The sequence below is a fragment of the Kribbella sp. NPDC055110 genome (assembly GCF_053607525.1).
In genome coordinates, this window is record NZ_JBSGTS010000055.1 from 1 (window position 1) to 14,761 (window position 14,761).

Below are 14,761 nucleotides of genomic sequence, written 5' to 3' on the forward strand. Positions count from 1 at the left end.
CGTCTGCGCGCCGAGGCCGGGCAGTTCTTCTCGTGGCGCTTCCTGGGGCGGCCGGGCTGGACCCGGGCGAATCCGTACTCGCTGTCAGCCGCCCCGGACGGGCGCGGTCTGCGGATCACCGTGCAGGACGCGGGTGACGGCAGCGCGGCCGTCGGCTCGCTGCAGCCCGGGACGCGTGTCCTTGTCGAAGGCCCGTTCGGGCGGATGAGTTCGCGAGCCCGCACCGGGCGCAAGCTCGCGCTCATCGGCGCGGGCGTCGGCATCACGCCGCTGCGGGCACTCGCCGAGGGACTCGATTACGAGCCGGGCGACGCGGTGCTGGTGCACCGGTACACGGACCAGCCGCTGTTCCAGGACGAGTTGCAGACGTTGTGGCGCGACCGCGGTCTGTCGCTGCTGACGCTGCCCGGACCACGGCGGCGTACGGACTCGTGGTTCGGTGCCGGCGTCCGGGAGTACGACGACGTACAAGCCCTCCTGCACTGGATTCCGGACATCGCCGAACGCGACGTCTACCTGTGCGGACCCGAGCCGTGGACCGAGCTGGTCAGGTCCACCCTCACCGCCGCCGGTCTGCCGACCGAGCGGCTCCATCTCGAGACCTTCAAGTGGTGACCGCCGTGAAACGCATCGTCCTCTGGCTCCTCGGTACCGTCTCGGCGGTCGTCCTGATGTTCGGCTACCACACCTCGACCTCAGGACCGGACGCCGCCACCGCACCGCCCTCGACGACTCCGTCCGCCACTCCGTCTGCGTCCTCAGGATCCTCGACCGTTACCGGGGACGTCGCGCAGACGCAGTGGGGTCCCGTGCAGGTCCAGCTCACCGTGCAGGCCGGCAAGATCACCGCGGTCAACGTTCTGCAGTACCCGAACGGGAACCACCGCGACGCCGAGATCAACGACTACGCACTGCCGATCCTGATCGACGAGACCATCAAGGCGCAGAACGCGCAGATCGACACGGTCAGCGGCGCGACCGTCACCAGCGACGGCTACATCGGGTCCCTGCAGAGCGCCCTGGACCACATCAAGTGAAGCGGTCAGCGGCTGAAGCCGGCGGTTAGGCCGCTGAGGAGTTGGCGGCGGCTTACGGCGTACAGGATGACGATGGGGAGGGTGGTGAGGACGACCGAGGCGAGGACTGCGGGGACGTTCACGCTGTACTGGCCCTGGAACGTCCACAGTGCCAGCGGCAGGGTGCGCTTGTCGGGGCTCTGGGTCAGGATCAGCGGCAGCAGGAACCCGTTCCACACGCCCAGCCCGTTGTAGATGCTGACCGTCACGAGCGCCGGCCGGGTGAGCGGCAGTGCGAGCTTGCGCATCATGCCCCATTCGGTGGCGCCGTCCACGCGCATCGACTCGAACAGTTCCTTCGGTACGTCGCGGATGAAGTTCGCCAGCACCAGCACGGACAGCGGGATCGAGAACGCGATCGACGGCAGGATGAGTGCCAGCAGACTGTCGTAGAGGTGCATCCGGATGATCAGCAGGTACACCGGGATGATCGTGGCCTGCAACGGGATCGCCAGCCCCATCAGGAACAGACCGTTGACTCCGGCAAGGAACTTGCTGCCGGCGCCACGGATGATCGCGTACGCCGCCATGAACGAGATCCCGACGGCCGGGATGATCGTGCCCACGGTGACGATCACGCTGTTCAGGAAGTACCGCGGGAAGTCGGACTCGATGACCAGCTTGTAGTTGTTGGTCGTCGGCGCGGACGGCAGTGCGAACGGGTTCTGGGTGAAGTACGCGCTCTGGTCCTTGAAGCTGGTGACGACGATCCAGTACAGCGGGACGAGCACGATCGCCAGCCAGATCCAGCCGGCCAGTCCGCCGAACCAGTTCAGCTGGAGCAGTTTGCGCACGCGGAACGAAGGGCTCGCCGCTGGGCGGGTCGCCGTACCCGAGCTGCTGGTAGCCACAGCCATGTCACGCACCTTCCTGCTGGCTCGCGGTCGTACTGCCACCCAGTCGGCGCAACAGGAGTGCGAGCGCCAGGCCGAGCAGCACGATGAGTGCAGCGATCACGCTGGCCGGGCCCATCTGGTTGGACATGAAGCCCCGCTTGTACATGTCGAGGGCGAGGACACGCGTGGCGTCGCCGGGACCGCCCGCGGTCAGGACGAAGATCAGGTCGAAGAACGTCAGCGAGCCGACCACCATCAAGGTGGACGACGTGATGATCGTGTACTTCAGCTGCGGCACGGTGATGCTGAAGAACTGTCGGATCCGGCCGGCGCCGTCGATCGAGGCCGCCTCGTACATCGTGGTCGGGATCGCTCGCACGCCACCTTGGTAGATCAGCGAATGGAACGGGATGAACTGCCAGGACACGATGAAGATCACCACGCCGAGCGCGAGGTTGCTCTTGCCGAGCCAGTCCTGGGTGAGGAAGCCGAGGTGCAGGCCCGGTCCGAGGCCGAAGTTCGGGTCGAGCAGGGCCTTGTAGGTGATCGCGATCGCGGCCGAGGAGAGCAGCAGAGGGATGAAGTACAGGACGGCGAGGAACGCGCGGTACCGCTGCCGCCCGGCGAGGAACGTGCCGAGCAGCAGGCTCATCGGCGTCTGCACCAGCCACGACAGGATCATGATCTCGAAGGTCACCAGGATGCTGTGCGGCAACTGGGAGTCGGACAGCACCGACTTCCAGTTCGACAGGCCCGCGTTGTGGATCGCGCCGAGGCCGTCCCACTGGGTGAAGCTCAGCACGAGTACGCCGACCAGTGGGACGACCCCGAACACGATGAACAGGACGAGCGCGGGCAGCACCATCCAGGCGACCGGACCGCTCCGCCCGACCCCGGACGATCCGGCGCCGGACGAGACTGTGCGGCCGGTCGCCGGTGCAGTGGGCGGGGCGGTCACACTCACTGGCCGATCACCGCGTTCATGTTCGTGGCGAACTGCTGCGGCGAGATCGACAGCTGGAAGAGCTTGGCGATGTTGTCCAGCAGGGTCTCGGCCTGGGTCGGACTGAGCGCCTGGTCCCAGGACTGCGCGAAGTTCTTCGCGTTCGCCGCGGTGTCGTAGACGAAGTTCAGCCACGCGGAGTCGTTCTTGTCGGTGATCGACGCGAGCTTGTCCTTCGCGCTCTTCACGACCGGGATGTTCCCGGACTTCACCCAGGCCTCCACCGTGGCGTCGTCGAGGGTGTTGTTCGCGATGAACTTCTTCGCGGTGTCCTTGTCGGCGGCACTGGCCTTGGAGGAGATCGACATGTACTGACCCGGGTTGCCGACGGTGTCGCTCGGGTCGCCCTTGCCGCCGTCGTACGGCGGGAAGTTCATGTAGCCCATGTGCCCACCGGTCACGAAGTCGCCACCAGCCGTCTTCATGTTCCCGTAGGTCCAGGCGCCGTGCAGCATCATGGCGGCCTTGCCGGTGTAGAGCAGCGCCTGGTCGGCGTTGGAGTCGGCGGTGATCGAGGAGAAGCCCTTGACGAAGCCGTTCGCCTTGATCAGGTTCTGCATCTCCTCGAGCGCCTTCAGCGCGGACGGGTCGGACCAGCCGTCCTTCTTGCCGTCGAAGATGTTCTGGAAGACCTCGGCGCCGCCGATCCGGTCGAACAGGAACTCCAGCCACATCATGTTGGTCCAGCGCGACTGCCCGCCGAGCGAGAACGGCGCGATGCCCTTCTCGTTGAACTTGGGCACCAGCGCCATGATGTCCTGCCACGACTTCGGGGGCTCGGCGCCGATCTTCTCGAACGACCGCTTGTCGTAGAACAGCACGATCGGCGTGACGGTCTCTCCCGGCACGGCGTAGAGCTTGCCGTTGACGGTCGCCGCCGTGAAGGCGGACGGGAAGATCGAGTTCTTCAGGTCGGTCTGCTGGTTGAACCAGTCGGTCAGGTCCTCGACCTGGCCGGCTTCGACGTAGGACTTCAGGCCGCCGCCGCCCCAGCCCCAGATCAGCGTCGGTCCCTGGCCGGCGCCGATGGCGGTCTTGATCTTGGCCTTGAACGCGTCGTTCTGGAACTCGGTGGTCTTGATCTTCGTGTTCGCGTTCGCGTCGTTGAACCGCTTGACCTGCGCCTCGCGGATCGCCTGCTGCGGCTGACCGGTGAGGAACCAGTACGTCGTGCCGCTGCCGGCCGCCGCTCCGGTGGTGGAACCGGGCGTGCTGCTCGGGCCGGAGCTGCCGCAGGCCGCGAGGCCGGCCGCCAGTGCGCCACCGCCGACCAGGCCGAGGAAGGTACGCCGAGATGTCGTCATGGGATCCACTGTGATCTCCGTACTCCATGCTGCCCCGCAGGTTGCGGAAGCACCTGCCGATATGACTTGTTTTCGAAACATAGATTTCGGAGATACTGCTGTCAAGACTTGAACTACCGACACTTTGGGGTCACAGTGAGGTCACGCAATCGCCTGTCGGTACAGGGATTCAGCGACCTGCGGTGGATCGGCCGGGTCGACGGAGAGTCTCGAAAAGTTTTCGATAATTGCTCACCGACTGGAGCGTTCATCAAGGGAGATTTTCTTGTCCATCTCGACTGACCGGCCCTGGCGCGACCCGGCGCTGCCCGCCGCGGAGCGGGCCGGGCTGCTGCTGGCGGCGATGACGCTCGAGGAGAAGATCGCCCAGCTCGGCAGTCGCTGGGCCGGTAACGACATGGCTGACCACGAGTTGCCCGCGGACGAGACGATCAACGTCGCCCCGCTGGAGGACGTGTTCTCGGTCGGCGGTTCGCTGTCCCTGGAGGACGCCAGTCGCGACGGGCTCGGGCATCTCACCCGGGTCTGGGGCAGTTACCCGCAGACGGTCGAGCAAGGTATCGCCGAGGTTGTCCGGCAGCACGAGGTGGTGCTGAAGGAGTCGCGGCTCGGTGTGTCGGCGCTGGTCCACGAGGAGTGCCTCACCGGTTTCACGACGTACGGCGCGACCGTCTACCCGGCCTCGATCGCGTGGGGTGCGACGTTCGACCCGTCGCTGGTCGAGCGGATGGCGGCGGCGATCGGGCGCGACATGGCGGCGGTCGGTGTGCATCAAGGATTGTCGCCGGTGCTCGACGTCGTCCGTGACTATCGCTGGGGCCGCGTCGAGGAGACGATGGGCGAGGACCCTTATCTGGTGGGGATCCTGGGTTCGGCGTACGTGCGTGGTCTGCAGAGCGCGGGCGTCATCGCGACACTGAAACACTTCGCCGGGTACTCCGCGTCGCGCGCCGGACGCAACCACGGGCCGGTGTCGATGGGGCGTCGCGAGTTGCTGGACATCATCCTGCCGACGTTCGAGACCGCGATCGCAACGGCCGGCGCCGGATCGGTGATGAGTTCGTACGCCGACCTCGACGGGCTGCCCGCGAGCGCGGATCCGTGGCTGTTCACCGATGTACTGCGCGGCGACTGGGGCTTCGAGGGGACGGTCGTCTCGGACTACTGGGCGGTGCCGTTCCTGGCGTCGATGCACCGGGTGGCGGCGGACGACGCGGACGCCGGAGTCCTCGCGTTGACGGCCGGGACCGATGTCGAACTGCCGGACACGATCGGGTACTCGAGCCTGCTGGACAAGGTGAAGGCGGGGGAGGTGTCCGAGGACCTGATCGACCGCGCGGCCCTCCGGGTACTGCGGCAGAAGGCCGAGCTGGGCTTGCTTGACGAGGACTGGACTCCCGAGGGTTCGGTGCAGGCCGGTGTGGAATTGGATTCGGCTGCCAATCGGTCAATTGCCTTGGAGTTGGCGGAGAAGTCGGTCGTGTTGCTGGACGCCGGCTCCGCGCTCCCGCTGTCCGGTGCTGCGAAGGTCGCTGTGGTCGGTCCTTGTGCTGATGATCCGCGGACGTTGATGGGCTGCTACGCGTTTCCGAATCACGTGCTGCCGCGGTATCCCGAGCGTGGGCTGGGGATCTCTGTGGTCTCGCCGTTCGTTGCCTTGAGCAACGAGTTGTCCGACGTCTCGTATGCCAAGGGTTGTGAGGTGATCGGCGACGATCGCTCCGGGTTCGCCGAGGCTGTTGCGTTGGCCCAGGATGCGGATGTGTGCGTGGCCTTCGTGGGTGACCTGTCTGGATTGTTCGGGCACGGGACGTCGGGGGAGGGCTGTGATGCGGAGGATCTGCGGCTGCCCGGGGTGCAGGGGGATCTGCTGACAGCGTTGCTCGACACGGGGCGACCTGTGGTCGTTGTGGTGGTGTCGGGGCGGCCTTATGCGCTGGGGTTGTTCGCGGATCGGGCCGCCGGGCTGGTGCAGGCGTTCATCCCGGGGCAGGAGGGTGCGGCGGCGATTGCCGGCGTACTGAGTGGGCGGATCGTGCCGAGCGGGAAGTTGCCGGTGCAGATCCCGCGGCACGTGGGTGGGCAGCCCGGTACGTACCTGCAGCCGGCGCTCGGGAGTGTCGAGAGCGCGGGCATCAGCGGGCTCGAGACGCGGCCGCTGTATCCGTTCGGGTACGGGGCGTCGTACACGGACTTCACGATCGCCGATCTCCGGTTGAGCGTGCCGGAGATCGGCACTAACGGCGAGTTCACCGCCACGGTGCGGGTGGCGAACACGGGCGACCGGGCGGGTGACGAGGTCGTGCAGCTGTACCTGCGCGACGTCGTCGCCCGGGTCGCCCGCCCGTTGAAGCTGCTGACCGGGTTCGCGCGGGTGTCGCTCGAGCCCGGTCAGGCGGCCGATGTCACGTTCCGCGTGCACGCCGATCGCACGGCGTACACAGCTCCAGATCTGCGCCGGATCGTCGAGCCCGGAGACGTCGAAGTGATGGTGGGTACGTCGTCGCTGGACCTGCCGTGTCGTGCCATGCTGCGAATCACCGGGGATGTGAGGGTGGTCGGACACGACCGGGTCCTGACCACGCCGGTGACGATCAGCAACGATCCTGGAGGAGGGTGATGAGATGTCGCCGTTGAAGGGTCGCGTCACGCTGGCCACCGTCGCCGGATCGGCCGGTGTCTCGGTCGCCACGGTCTCCAAGGTGCTGAACGGGCGCAGCGACGTCTCACCGGCGACCCGCGCCCGGGTCCAGGACGTCCTCGAGAAGCACGGGTACGTCGGGCGGCGCCCGGACCCGGTCGAGCACGAGACGGTCGAACTCTTCTACCAAGGGGTGCTGAACAGCTACTCGGTCGAGGTGATCCAGGGCGTGCTCGACGCGGGCGCGGCAGCCGGGGTCGAGATCGTGCTCAGCTCGCGGCCGCCGCACCCGAGCCGGCAGTCGGCGGGTCGCGCGGCGCCCTGGGTGCGGGACCTGATCGCGTCCGGCCGCCGGGCCGCGGTCGGGATCACCAGCGAACTCTCTGACGCCGACCTCGCCGCGTTGTCCCGGGCGCGATTGCCGCTGGTGATCATCGACCCGGCCGACGTACCGCAACCTGACGTCACGAGCGTCGGGTCCACGAACTTCGCGGGCGGCATGGCCGCGACGCAGCATCTGCTCGACCTCGGTCACCGGCGGATCGCCTACATCGGCGGGCCGCCGACGTCGGCCTGCAACCAGGCGCGGATGAGCGGGTTCCGGAGCGCGATGGACGCCGTCGGCGCCGAGGTGCCGAAAGAGTACGTCTGGCTGAGCAACTTCCTGTACGACGACGGTCTCGCCGGCGGCTCCATGATGCTCGACCTGCCCGACCGGCCGACGGCGATCTTCGCCGGCTGCGACGAGGTCGCGGTCGGCGTGATGGAGGCAGCGCGCGCCCGCGGGCTCCGCATCCCGGACGACCTGAGCGTGGTCGGCTTCGACGACACCCAGGTCGCGCGGCTCGCCTCTCCGCAACTGACCACGGTCAAGCAGCCGCTGCGCGAGATCGGCGCGGTCGCCGTACGCACCGCCCTGCAACTCGCCGCTGGGGAGCCCGTCGCCTCCCACCACGTCGAGCTGGCAACCACCCTGATCATCCGAGGCTCAGCCACCCCCCACAGCATGTCCTCGGTCGCTGCGTCCTGACCTATTCATTCCTTGCGAGGCCGAGAGGCGATCGTGTGATGTGAACAGGTCCGGCACGTAGCTGACGACACGGGCGTCGCGTTGCACCGTTCCTGCGGACGGTTGCGACAGGCCGACCATCAGTCGCAGGACAGTCGACTTCCCGGAACCGTTCGCGCCGACCAGCGCCAGCAGTTCACCGGCGTTCAACTGCAGGTCGACGTCAGCCAGGACATCTTTGAGAAGCTACCAACCATTCTCGGCGCCTGATCATGGTTGATGGCTTCTCAAAGATGGAGCCTGCAGCCGGGCGGCTAGCGGACCTGGAGCTCTGTGGAGAGCGGTAGGTCCGAAACCGACGAGCCGGCTCGGATCGTGAACGTGCCAGGTTCGGTGACCCACTCGTTGTCCCAGTGCTCGAAGGCGTGCTCGTGCAGGCGGACCGTGATCTCGCGGGCCTGACCCGCGTCGAGCCGTACGACAGCGAAACCGGCGAGCCAGCGGACCGGGCGGTCCACAGTGCTCTCGGGACGTTCGCCGTACACCTGAACGACGTGCTTGCCGGCGCGGTCGCCGGTGTTGCGCACGGTCAGCGCGACGGACGACGGGTCGTTCGCGCGCAGGTCGGAGAGCTCCCAGGTGGTGTACCCGAGACCGTGACCGAACTCGTACGCCGGCTCGGTGCCCGCCTTGAGCCAGGCGCGGTACCCGATGTGGATGCCCTCGTCGTACCGCACGACGCCGTCCTCCGGGGTCACGTTGATGACCGGGACGTCCTCCTGCGCACGCGGCCACGTGGTCGGGAGACGACCGCCCGGCTCGGTACGGCCGAGGAGAACGTCGGAAAGCGCGTCTCCGTATTCCTGACCGCCGAAGTACGTCGCCAGCACCGCGGCGACCTCGTCCCGCCAGGGGAGGAGGACCGGGGATCCCGCGTTCACGACCACGACCGTTCGCGGGTTCGCGGCGGCGACCGCGCGGACCAGGTCGTCCTGCCGGCCCGGGAGCGCGAGCGACGTCCGGTCGTAGCCCTCGGACTCGACCTTGGAGTTGGTGCCGACGACAACCAGCGCCACGTCGGCGGCCCGGGCGGCGGCGACGGCCTCGTCGATCAGCGCCTGCGGGTCGTCGTTGCTCGGTTCGACACCGACCGTGATGCTCAGCGCGTTGCCCAGGCCGCCGTCGATCTTGGGCAGGTCGAGCTCGACGCGTACGTCGATCGGCGTCCCGGCCGTCACCTCGAGCGGCGTGGAGATCGACGGCGGGGAGAGCAGCGCGGCGCCCAGGTCGTTGCCGACCGGGATCGCGGTGTCCTCGCGGAGGAGCTTGCCGTCGGCAAAGATCCGGCCGTGGCCGACCGAGGCGAAGCCGAGCTGGATCGCGCCGGACTCGCTCGGCGTCCAGGTGGTGCGGAACTCGAAGACCGCCGACTCGCCGATCGGCGCGTTGCCGCCGAGGTACACGAGCGCGCTCGAGAACCGGTCCTCGGCGAACAGCTCGGACCCGTCGACGCCGAGGAACCGCACGCGGGCACCCGGCTCACCGGACTGCGGGTTGGTCATCGTGGCCGGCGGAAGCTCGGCGACGCCTTCCTGGACGACCGCGCCGATCGAGTACGTGATCTCGGCATCCGGGAGCGCCTTGCGCAGCCCGTCGAGCGGCGACACGACCTTCTCCGGAATCACGGTCGCGCTGCCGCCGCCCTGCGTGCGGGCGTCGCGGGCGTTGTGACCGATGACCGCTACCTTCTGCAGGTCATGCCAGGGGAGCGCTCCCTCGTTGCGGAGCAGGACCGTGCCTTCCGCAGCCGCCGTACGGGCGAAGGCGATGCCGTCGACCCGCGGCGGGTCGGCCGGCTTCTCGAAGCCCTCGAGGGCGCCGACGCGGGCCGCGAGCGCGAGCAGGCGACGGACCTTGCGGTCGATCGCGTCCTCCTTGATCTCACCGGACCGGACGGCCTCGACGAGCGCGTCGCCCCAGGCGCCGACAGGGCCGGGCATCGCGAGGTCTTGCGAGTGCTTGGCGCTCTCCACGCTGCGTACGGCGGTCCAGTCGCTGACGACCACACCGTCGAAGCCCCAGTCGGTGTTGAGCGGGGTCTCGAGCAGGTCGTTCTCCGACGCGGTCGCGCCGTTGATCGAGTTGTAGGCGCTCATCACCAGCCACGCCTTGGACTCGGTGACCGCCTTCTCGAAAGCCAGCAGGTACACCTCGCGCAGCGTGCGTTCGTCGACCACGACGTTCGCGGTGAAGCGGTCGGTCTCGAAGTCATTCGCCACGTAGTGCTTCGGGGTGGCGCCGACGCCGAGCTCCTGCACGCCGGCGACGTACGCCGCGGCCAGGTCCGCGGTCAGCACCGGGTCCTCGCTGAACGCCTCGAAGTGCCGGCCGCCGAGCGGGGAACGGTGCAGGTTGATCGTCGGGCCGAGCACCACGTCGACGTTCTTCCGGCGCGCCTCGAGCGCCGACACCACGCCGTACCGATGGGCGATACCGACATCCCAGGACGACGAGAGAGCGGTGGCCGACGGGAGGTTCAGCGACGGGTCGCGCTCGTCCCAGACCGCGCCGCGGACGCCGCTCGGGCCGTCGGACAGCACCATCGACCGCAGCCCGATCGCGGGCAGCGGATGGGTGGACCAGAAGTCCTGGCCGGTCAGGATCCGGACCTTCTCCTCGAGGGAGAGCCGGCCGAGCAGGTCGTCGAAGTTCATGGCGACGACTGTACGACTGAAAACCAAGTGATGCTAGGTTTTGAAAATGGCTAATTCTCGCGGTCCGTACGCGAAGGGGGTCGCCAAGCGCGCCGAGATCCTGCGGGTCGCGCTGGAGGTGATCGCGCGGCACGGGTACCGGAAGACATCGACGCGCGAACTGGCCGCGGCGGCCGGGCTCAGCGAGGCCGGGATGCTGCACTACTTCGGCTCCAAGGAGCAGCTGTTCGAGGCGGTTCTGCGGGCCCGTGACGAGGCGGACATGGCCCGGTTCGAGACCGGCGACCCGATCGACAACCTGACCGCGATCGTCCGGCACAACGGATCGGTGCCGGGCCTGGTGCAGTTGTACTCGACGTTCTCGGCCGAGGCCGGTGACCCGGAGCACGGCTCTCACGAGTACTTCGTGGAGCGGTACGCCGGGATCCGGGAGGCGCTCGCCGACGCGGTCCGCGCCCGGCAGGACGCCGGCACCCTCGACCCGTCAGCCGACCCGGAAACGATCGCGACCCTGCTGATCGCGCTCTCCGATGGCCTCCAGGTGCAGTCGCAGTACGAGCTGCAGGCCGACACCGCCGACCTCTTCAGCCACCTGCTCGACCTGCTGGGTGGTCCCGCGCGGGATAGTTGAACCATGACGACCCCGGCCGACAACCCGCCCTCCTCGGTATCGGCTCCTCCGGCGGGTGTCAGTCGGGCGGTGCTTTCGCGCGAGATCTGGTTGGTGCTCGCGTTGTCGCTCGGGGCGTCGGGTGTGGCGGCGATCATCTCCTTCACAGGTGTGTTGACGTCGTCGAAGCCGATCAGCGGGCAGACCGCCGTGATCGTCGGTTCGCGGGCGCCGGGCCGGCCGTGGCTGGATCTGGCGTGGCAGGTCTTCGCGGTGGTCACCGCGTTGGTGCCGGTCGCGTTGGTCGGTCACCTGCTGGCGCGCGGCAAGGAGTCGTTCCGGACGATCGGGTTCGATCTGCAGGACAAGTGGCGCGACCTCGGACGCGGTACGGCGATCGCTGCCGCCGTCGGGGGAGCAGGTCTGCTGTTCTACATCGGTGCGCACGCGACCGGCGTGAACCTGACCGTCGACCCGTCACAGCTGCCCGACGACTGGTGGCGGATCCCGATCCTGATCGCGGTCTCCGCGCAGAACGCCGTACTCGAGGAAGTCATCGTGCTCGGGTACCTGAACCACCGGCTCGACCAGCTTGGCTGGTCGGTACGCCGGGCCACCGCGACCAGCTCGCTCCTGCGCGGTTCGTACCACCTCTACCAGGGACTCGGCGGCTTCGCGGGGAACGTGATCATGGGCGTGATCTTCACCTACCTGTACCGGCGCTGGGGCCGGATCATGCCGCTCGTCGTCGCGCACACCCTGATCGACACGGCCGCTCTGATCGGGGCGACGTACCTGCTCGGCAAGGTGTCCTGGCTACCCAGCTGAAATCCAGTTGAAAATGCAGTTGAAATTGCGCAGTTGAGATTTGGTCAACTCTGATGACTGACACGTAACCGATCGGCGTCCGGACGGGTTGAGCATGACGTGACAGTCAACGGGGAAATCACTAGTCCGCCTGAGATCGACGCCGGACTCGCGGCCGCGGCACTTGCCGTGTTCGCGCATCGGCACGAGGTCGTCCATCTGCTGTACGCCGCCACCGACGAGCCGGACGCGCTCGCCCGGATCGGCGGCCTGCTGAAGGTCGACGAGGGGGCCATCGCACGTGTACTGGACCAGCCGCTGCGCTGGATGCTTCCGCAGTTCCGCGCCGAGCTGGAGACGATCGCGGCGACGCCGGACTCGCCCGGTACCAGGGCGGCGACGAGCGCTGCGCCGGGTCAGCCGGCGGGAGACTCGGACAGCGCTCCCTCGGACCTCCACTCGGCGGCCGCCTCGACCGGCTGAGGCGGGGGCTGGGGCTGGGGCTGGGGCAACCCGAGCAGGACGGACCGCTCCATCGTTAGGTTGGAGCGGTGCAGACGTATGGGCGGGACATCCTGGAGATCGCGGACGAGCTGACAACGGCGTACGTCGAGGTGTTCACGGCGCCGCCGTTCGAGCACCGCGATCCTGAGGAGGTCCGGATCGCGTTCCGGAAACGGCTGGAGGCCGACGCGGAGCGGGACGGGTTCCGGGCGTGGATCGAGCGGTCGGAGGACGGGCGGATCGGCGGGTTCCTGACCGGGTGGACGACGCCCGCGCCGTTCCGGACCGACCGGTCGTACGGCAGCGTCCTCGACCGGCTCGGTAGCGAGCAGGTCGAGGAGCTGCTGATTGGCGCGTACGAGGTGGACGAACTCGGCGTACTGCAGCACGCCCGCGGCACCGGCCTGGCCCGCCGCCTCCTCGAGAGCGCCACGCGCGACAACCGCCGCGCGTGGCTCCTCGCGTGGAGCCAGAACCACGACGCGATCGCGTTCTACCGCCACCTCGGCTGGCAGGAGCCCGAGGTCCGCGGCCCCGAACACGACATCCTGGTCTTCACCGCCTCCGGGCTGTAACCGACCCAACCCACGCCCAACCCCCACCCAACGCGAGCGGATATCCCCGCTTGTTGTGGGTTCTCTGCTGGTATTAGAAGGGAGAACCCACAACGCCAGGGGTTATCCCCTCGCGTTGGGCGGGGGTTGGGCGGGGGTTGGTCAGAGTCCGAACAGGGCGGTGGCGTTGCGGTGGGTGACGGCTTCGTGTTCGTCGGGGGTGAGGTTGGCGGCCTCGAGGGCGCCGAGGGCGATCGACGGGTCGATGAGCGTGGCGTCGGTGCCGAACATCATCCGGCCGGGGTCGATCCGGTCCAGGATCCAGCGGACCCGGTTGGCCTCGGGCGCGGACCAGCACGGCTCGAACCAGATCCGGTCGCAGCGGTCCGCCGCCTCCGGGACCCGGGGCCAGCCGGTGGCGCCCATGTGACCGGCGATCACCCGGGCGTCGGGGATCCGGACGGCGACATCGGCCAGGTCGACGACGGTGTCGCCCCACGTGTGCACGAGCGTGGGCAGGCCGTACTCCGTCGTGAGCTCGATCGCCGCCTGCATCGCGGGCGAGGTCATCGGAGTCCGGCTGTACTCGGTGTGGATCTTGGCGCCGACCCACCGCGTCCGCCCGTCCCCGGCGAGCAGTTCGTCGAGATCGGTCCGGGCGTCGTCGAGACGGCGCGGGTCGACGACGATCATCCCGCGCAGCCGCGGGTCGGCCGGGAGTTGCTTGGCGAGAGAGCGGTTGCCGAGCGGAGCGTCGTACACGATGGCCTCGATCGCGGAGACCAGTTGGAGGTCGATGCCGAACCTGTCGAGGCCGTCGATGTTGGTGTCGATGCTCGCGACGTCCATCGAGAAGAACCACGGTCCCCAGTGGGCGTGTACGTCGATCAGCATGCGGGCTCCAGCAGGGTCGTGAGACTGCGGCTTCCGGCCTGGGCGATCTCGTCCGGGCTGAGCTTGGACGAGAGCAGCCGGCGGATCACCGAGCGGGTTTCGTGGAACGGTGTCCGGCACCCGAGCACGAGCCGCTCGGCGCCGACCTCCGCGGCCACGATCTCCAGCGAGTCCGGTCCGGTGAGCATCCGGGTGGAGGTGTGGAACCCGGGCTCGGACCGGGCCAGCACGACGAAGTCGCCGAGGTAGTAGAAGTGCGTGTCCAGGAACACCACGCGCGCTCCGAGGCCGCGCAGCGCCGGGCCGACCTTGCGGACGTCGCCCTCGGTGAAGATCGTCAGACCGGCGTCGACGAGCAGTTGCACGACATGACCGAAGGCCGGGTACGTCGGCTCGACGCTCTGCGCGGTCGGCGCCAGCCGGATCGCCCGCGGTGGCGCGTCGCTCGCCAACTGTCGCTCGAGTTCCTTCTCCGCGCCGAGCGGATCACGCAGGTCGAGGACCGGACACGTCGTCCACCCGTTGCCATCAGCAACCTGCCGCGCCTCGTCGTTCCCCGACGGTACGTCGAAGTGCACCGCCCGCAGCCCGGACACGAGTCCGCCCGAGATACCGCTCTCCGCGAGGACCTTCGCGACGCTCTCGGGCCGCCCCCAGCGCCCTGTCGTCACGTCGTGCCCGACCAGGATGTCGCAGTCGAGCAGCACAGGGGTGCCGGTCACTAGGGCACCATCCTTGCTGCAGGCACCGATACGGTGCTTGCTGTTGGGACTCGGCGGGAGCCGGGGTGACGGTCTGTTCCGGTCGCT

General features: G+C 68.3%; 14 protein-coding genes and 1 pseudogene. 8 read left to right on the forward strand and 7 right to left on the reverse strand.

Features of this window, described 5'->3' with window-relative positions; all coding sequences use genetic code 11:
- Both ACWF0M_RS37720 and ACWF0M_RS37725 read left to right on the forward strand, forming a co-directional pair.
- Window positions 1-615: pseudogene (locus ACWF0M_RS37720) on the forward strand (oxidoreductase); the annotation flags it as partial.
- 5 nt (window positions 616-620) lie between these two features.
- Window positions 621-1,037, forward strand: coding sequence for an FMN-binding protein (locus tag ACWF0M_RS37725; RefSeq protein ID WP_452240571.1), 417 nt, complete (start codon window positions 621-623; stop codon window positions 1,035-1,037).
- Window positions 1,038-1,042: 5 nt separating this feature from the next.
- Here ACWF0M_RS37725 and ACWF0M_RS37730 read toward each other — a convergent pair whose 3' ends face one another.
- Genes ACWF0M_RS37730 through ACWF0M_RS37740 form a run of 3 tightly spaced genes read right to left on the reverse strand, consistent with a single transcriptional unit; the run spans window position 1,043 to window position 4,219 of the window.
- Complete coding sequence (locus tag ACWF0M_RS37730; RefSeq protein ID WP_452240572.1) at window positions 1,043-1,933, reverse strand: carbohydrate ABC transporter permease; 891 nt, start codon at window positions 1,931-1,933, stop codon at window positions 1,043-1,045.
- Between the two features lies 1 nt (window position 1,934).
- Window positions 1,935-2,876, reverse strand: coding sequence for a carbohydrate ABC transporter permease (locus ACWF0M_RS37735; protein WP_452240573.1), 942 nt, complete (start codon window positions 2,874-2,876; stop codon window positions 1,935-1,937).
- On the reverse strand, window positions 2,873-4,219 hold the full coding sequence (locus tag ACWF0M_RS37740) for an extracellular solute-binding protein (protein ID WP_452240574.1): 1,347 nt from the start codon (window positions 4,217-4,219) through the stop codon (window positions 2,873-2,875). The genes ACWF0M_RS37735 and ACWF0M_RS37740 overlap by 4 nt, the downstream gene beginning before the upstream one ends.
- A gap of 265 nt (window positions 4,220-4,484) precedes the next feature.
- On the opposite strand from ACWF0M_RS37740, the gene ACWF0M_RS37745 reads away from it, so the two are divergent.
- A complete protein-coding gene (locus ACWF0M_RS37745) occupies window positions 4,485-6,839 on the forward strand; it encodes a glycoside hydrolase family 3 N-terminal domain-containing protein (RefSeq protein WP_452240575.1) in 2,355 nt (784 codons plus the stop codon).
- Window positions 6,840-6,843: 4 nt separating this feature from the next.
- Window positions 6,844-7,890, forward strand: a complete 1,047-nt coding sequence (locus tag ACWF0M_RS37750; RefSeq protein WP_452240576.1) for a LacI family DNA-binding transcriptional regulator — start codon at window positions 6,844-6,846, stop codon at window positions 7,888-7,890.
- Here the strand turns inward: ACWF0M_RS37750 and ACWF0M_RS37755 are convergent.
- Both ACWF0M_RS37755 and ACWF0M_RS37760 read right to left on the reverse strand, forming a co-directional pair.
- Window positions 7,849-8,100, reverse strand: coding sequence for an ATP-binding cassette domain-containing protein (locus ACWF0M_RS37755; protein ID WP_452240584.1), 252 nt, complete (start codon window positions 8,098-8,100; stop codon window positions 7,849-7,851). The two genes, ACWF0M_RS37750 and ACWF0M_RS37755, sit on opposite strands and share 42 nt — an antisense overlap.
- A gap of 83 nt (window positions 8,101-8,183) precedes the next feature.
- The gene (locus ACWF0M_RS37760; RefSeq protein ID WP_452240577.1) at window positions 8,184-10,583 is read right to left on the reverse strand and encodes a glycoside hydrolase family 3 protein; all 2,400 of its coding nucleotides are present in this window, start codon (window positions 10,581-10,583) and stop codon (window positions 8,184-8,186) included.
- Window positions 10,584-10,629: 46 nt separating this feature from the next.
- Here ACWF0M_RS37760 and ACWF0M_RS37765 point away from each other — a divergent pair, with 46 nt between their 5' ends.
- From ACWF0M_RS37765 to ACWF0M_RS37780, 4 genes are all read left to right on the forward strand, one after another.
- Window positions 10,630-11,214, forward strand: a complete 585-nt coding sequence (locus ACWF0M_RS37765) for a TetR/AcrR family transcriptional regulator (RefSeq protein WP_452240578.1) — start codon at window positions 10,630-10,632, stop codon at window positions 11,212-11,214.
- 3 nt (window positions 11,215-11,217) lie between these two features.
- Window positions 11,218-12,021, forward strand: a complete 804-nt coding sequence (locus ACWF0M_RS37770; RefSeq protein WP_452240579.1) for a CPBP family intramembrane glutamic endopeptidase — start codon at window positions 11,218-11,220, stop codon at window positions 12,019-12,021.
- A gap of 99 nt (window positions 12,022-12,120) precedes the next feature.
- Window positions 12,121-12,483: a hypothetical protein gene (locus ACWF0M_RS37775; protein ID WP_452240580.1), complete on the forward strand. Its 363-nt coding sequence runs from the start codon at window positions 12,121-12,123 to the stop codon at window positions 12,481-12,483.
- A 68-nt stretch (window positions 12,484-12,551) separates the two neighbouring features.
- Window positions 12,552-13,079: a GNAT family N-acetyltransferase gene (locus tag ACWF0M_RS37780; protein ID WP_452240581.1), complete on the forward strand. Its 528-nt coding sequence runs from the start codon at window positions 12,552-12,554 to the stop codon at window positions 13,077-13,079.
- 141 nt (window positions 13,080-13,220) lie between these two features.
- Here ACWF0M_RS37780 and ACWF0M_RS37785 read toward each other — a convergent pair whose 3' ends face one another.
- Together ACWF0M_RS37785 and ACWF0M_RS37790 are read right to left on the reverse strand one after the other, a co-directional pair.
- On the reverse strand, window positions 13,221-13,952 hold the full coding sequence (locus tag ACWF0M_RS37785; RefSeq protein ID WP_452240582.1) for an amidohydrolase family protein: 732 nt from the start codon (window positions 13,950-13,952) through the stop codon (window positions 13,221-13,223).
- The gene (locus tag ACWF0M_RS37790) at window positions 13,946-14,674 is read right to left on the reverse strand and encodes a hypothetical protein (RefSeq protein ID WP_452240583.1); all 729 of its coding nucleotides are present in this window, start codon (window positions 14,672-14,674) and stop codon (window positions 13,946-13,948) included. The genes ACWF0M_RS37785 and ACWF0M_RS37790 overlap by 7 nt, the downstream gene beginning before the upstream one ends.
- Window positions 14,675-14,761: the final 87 nt, after the last annotated feature.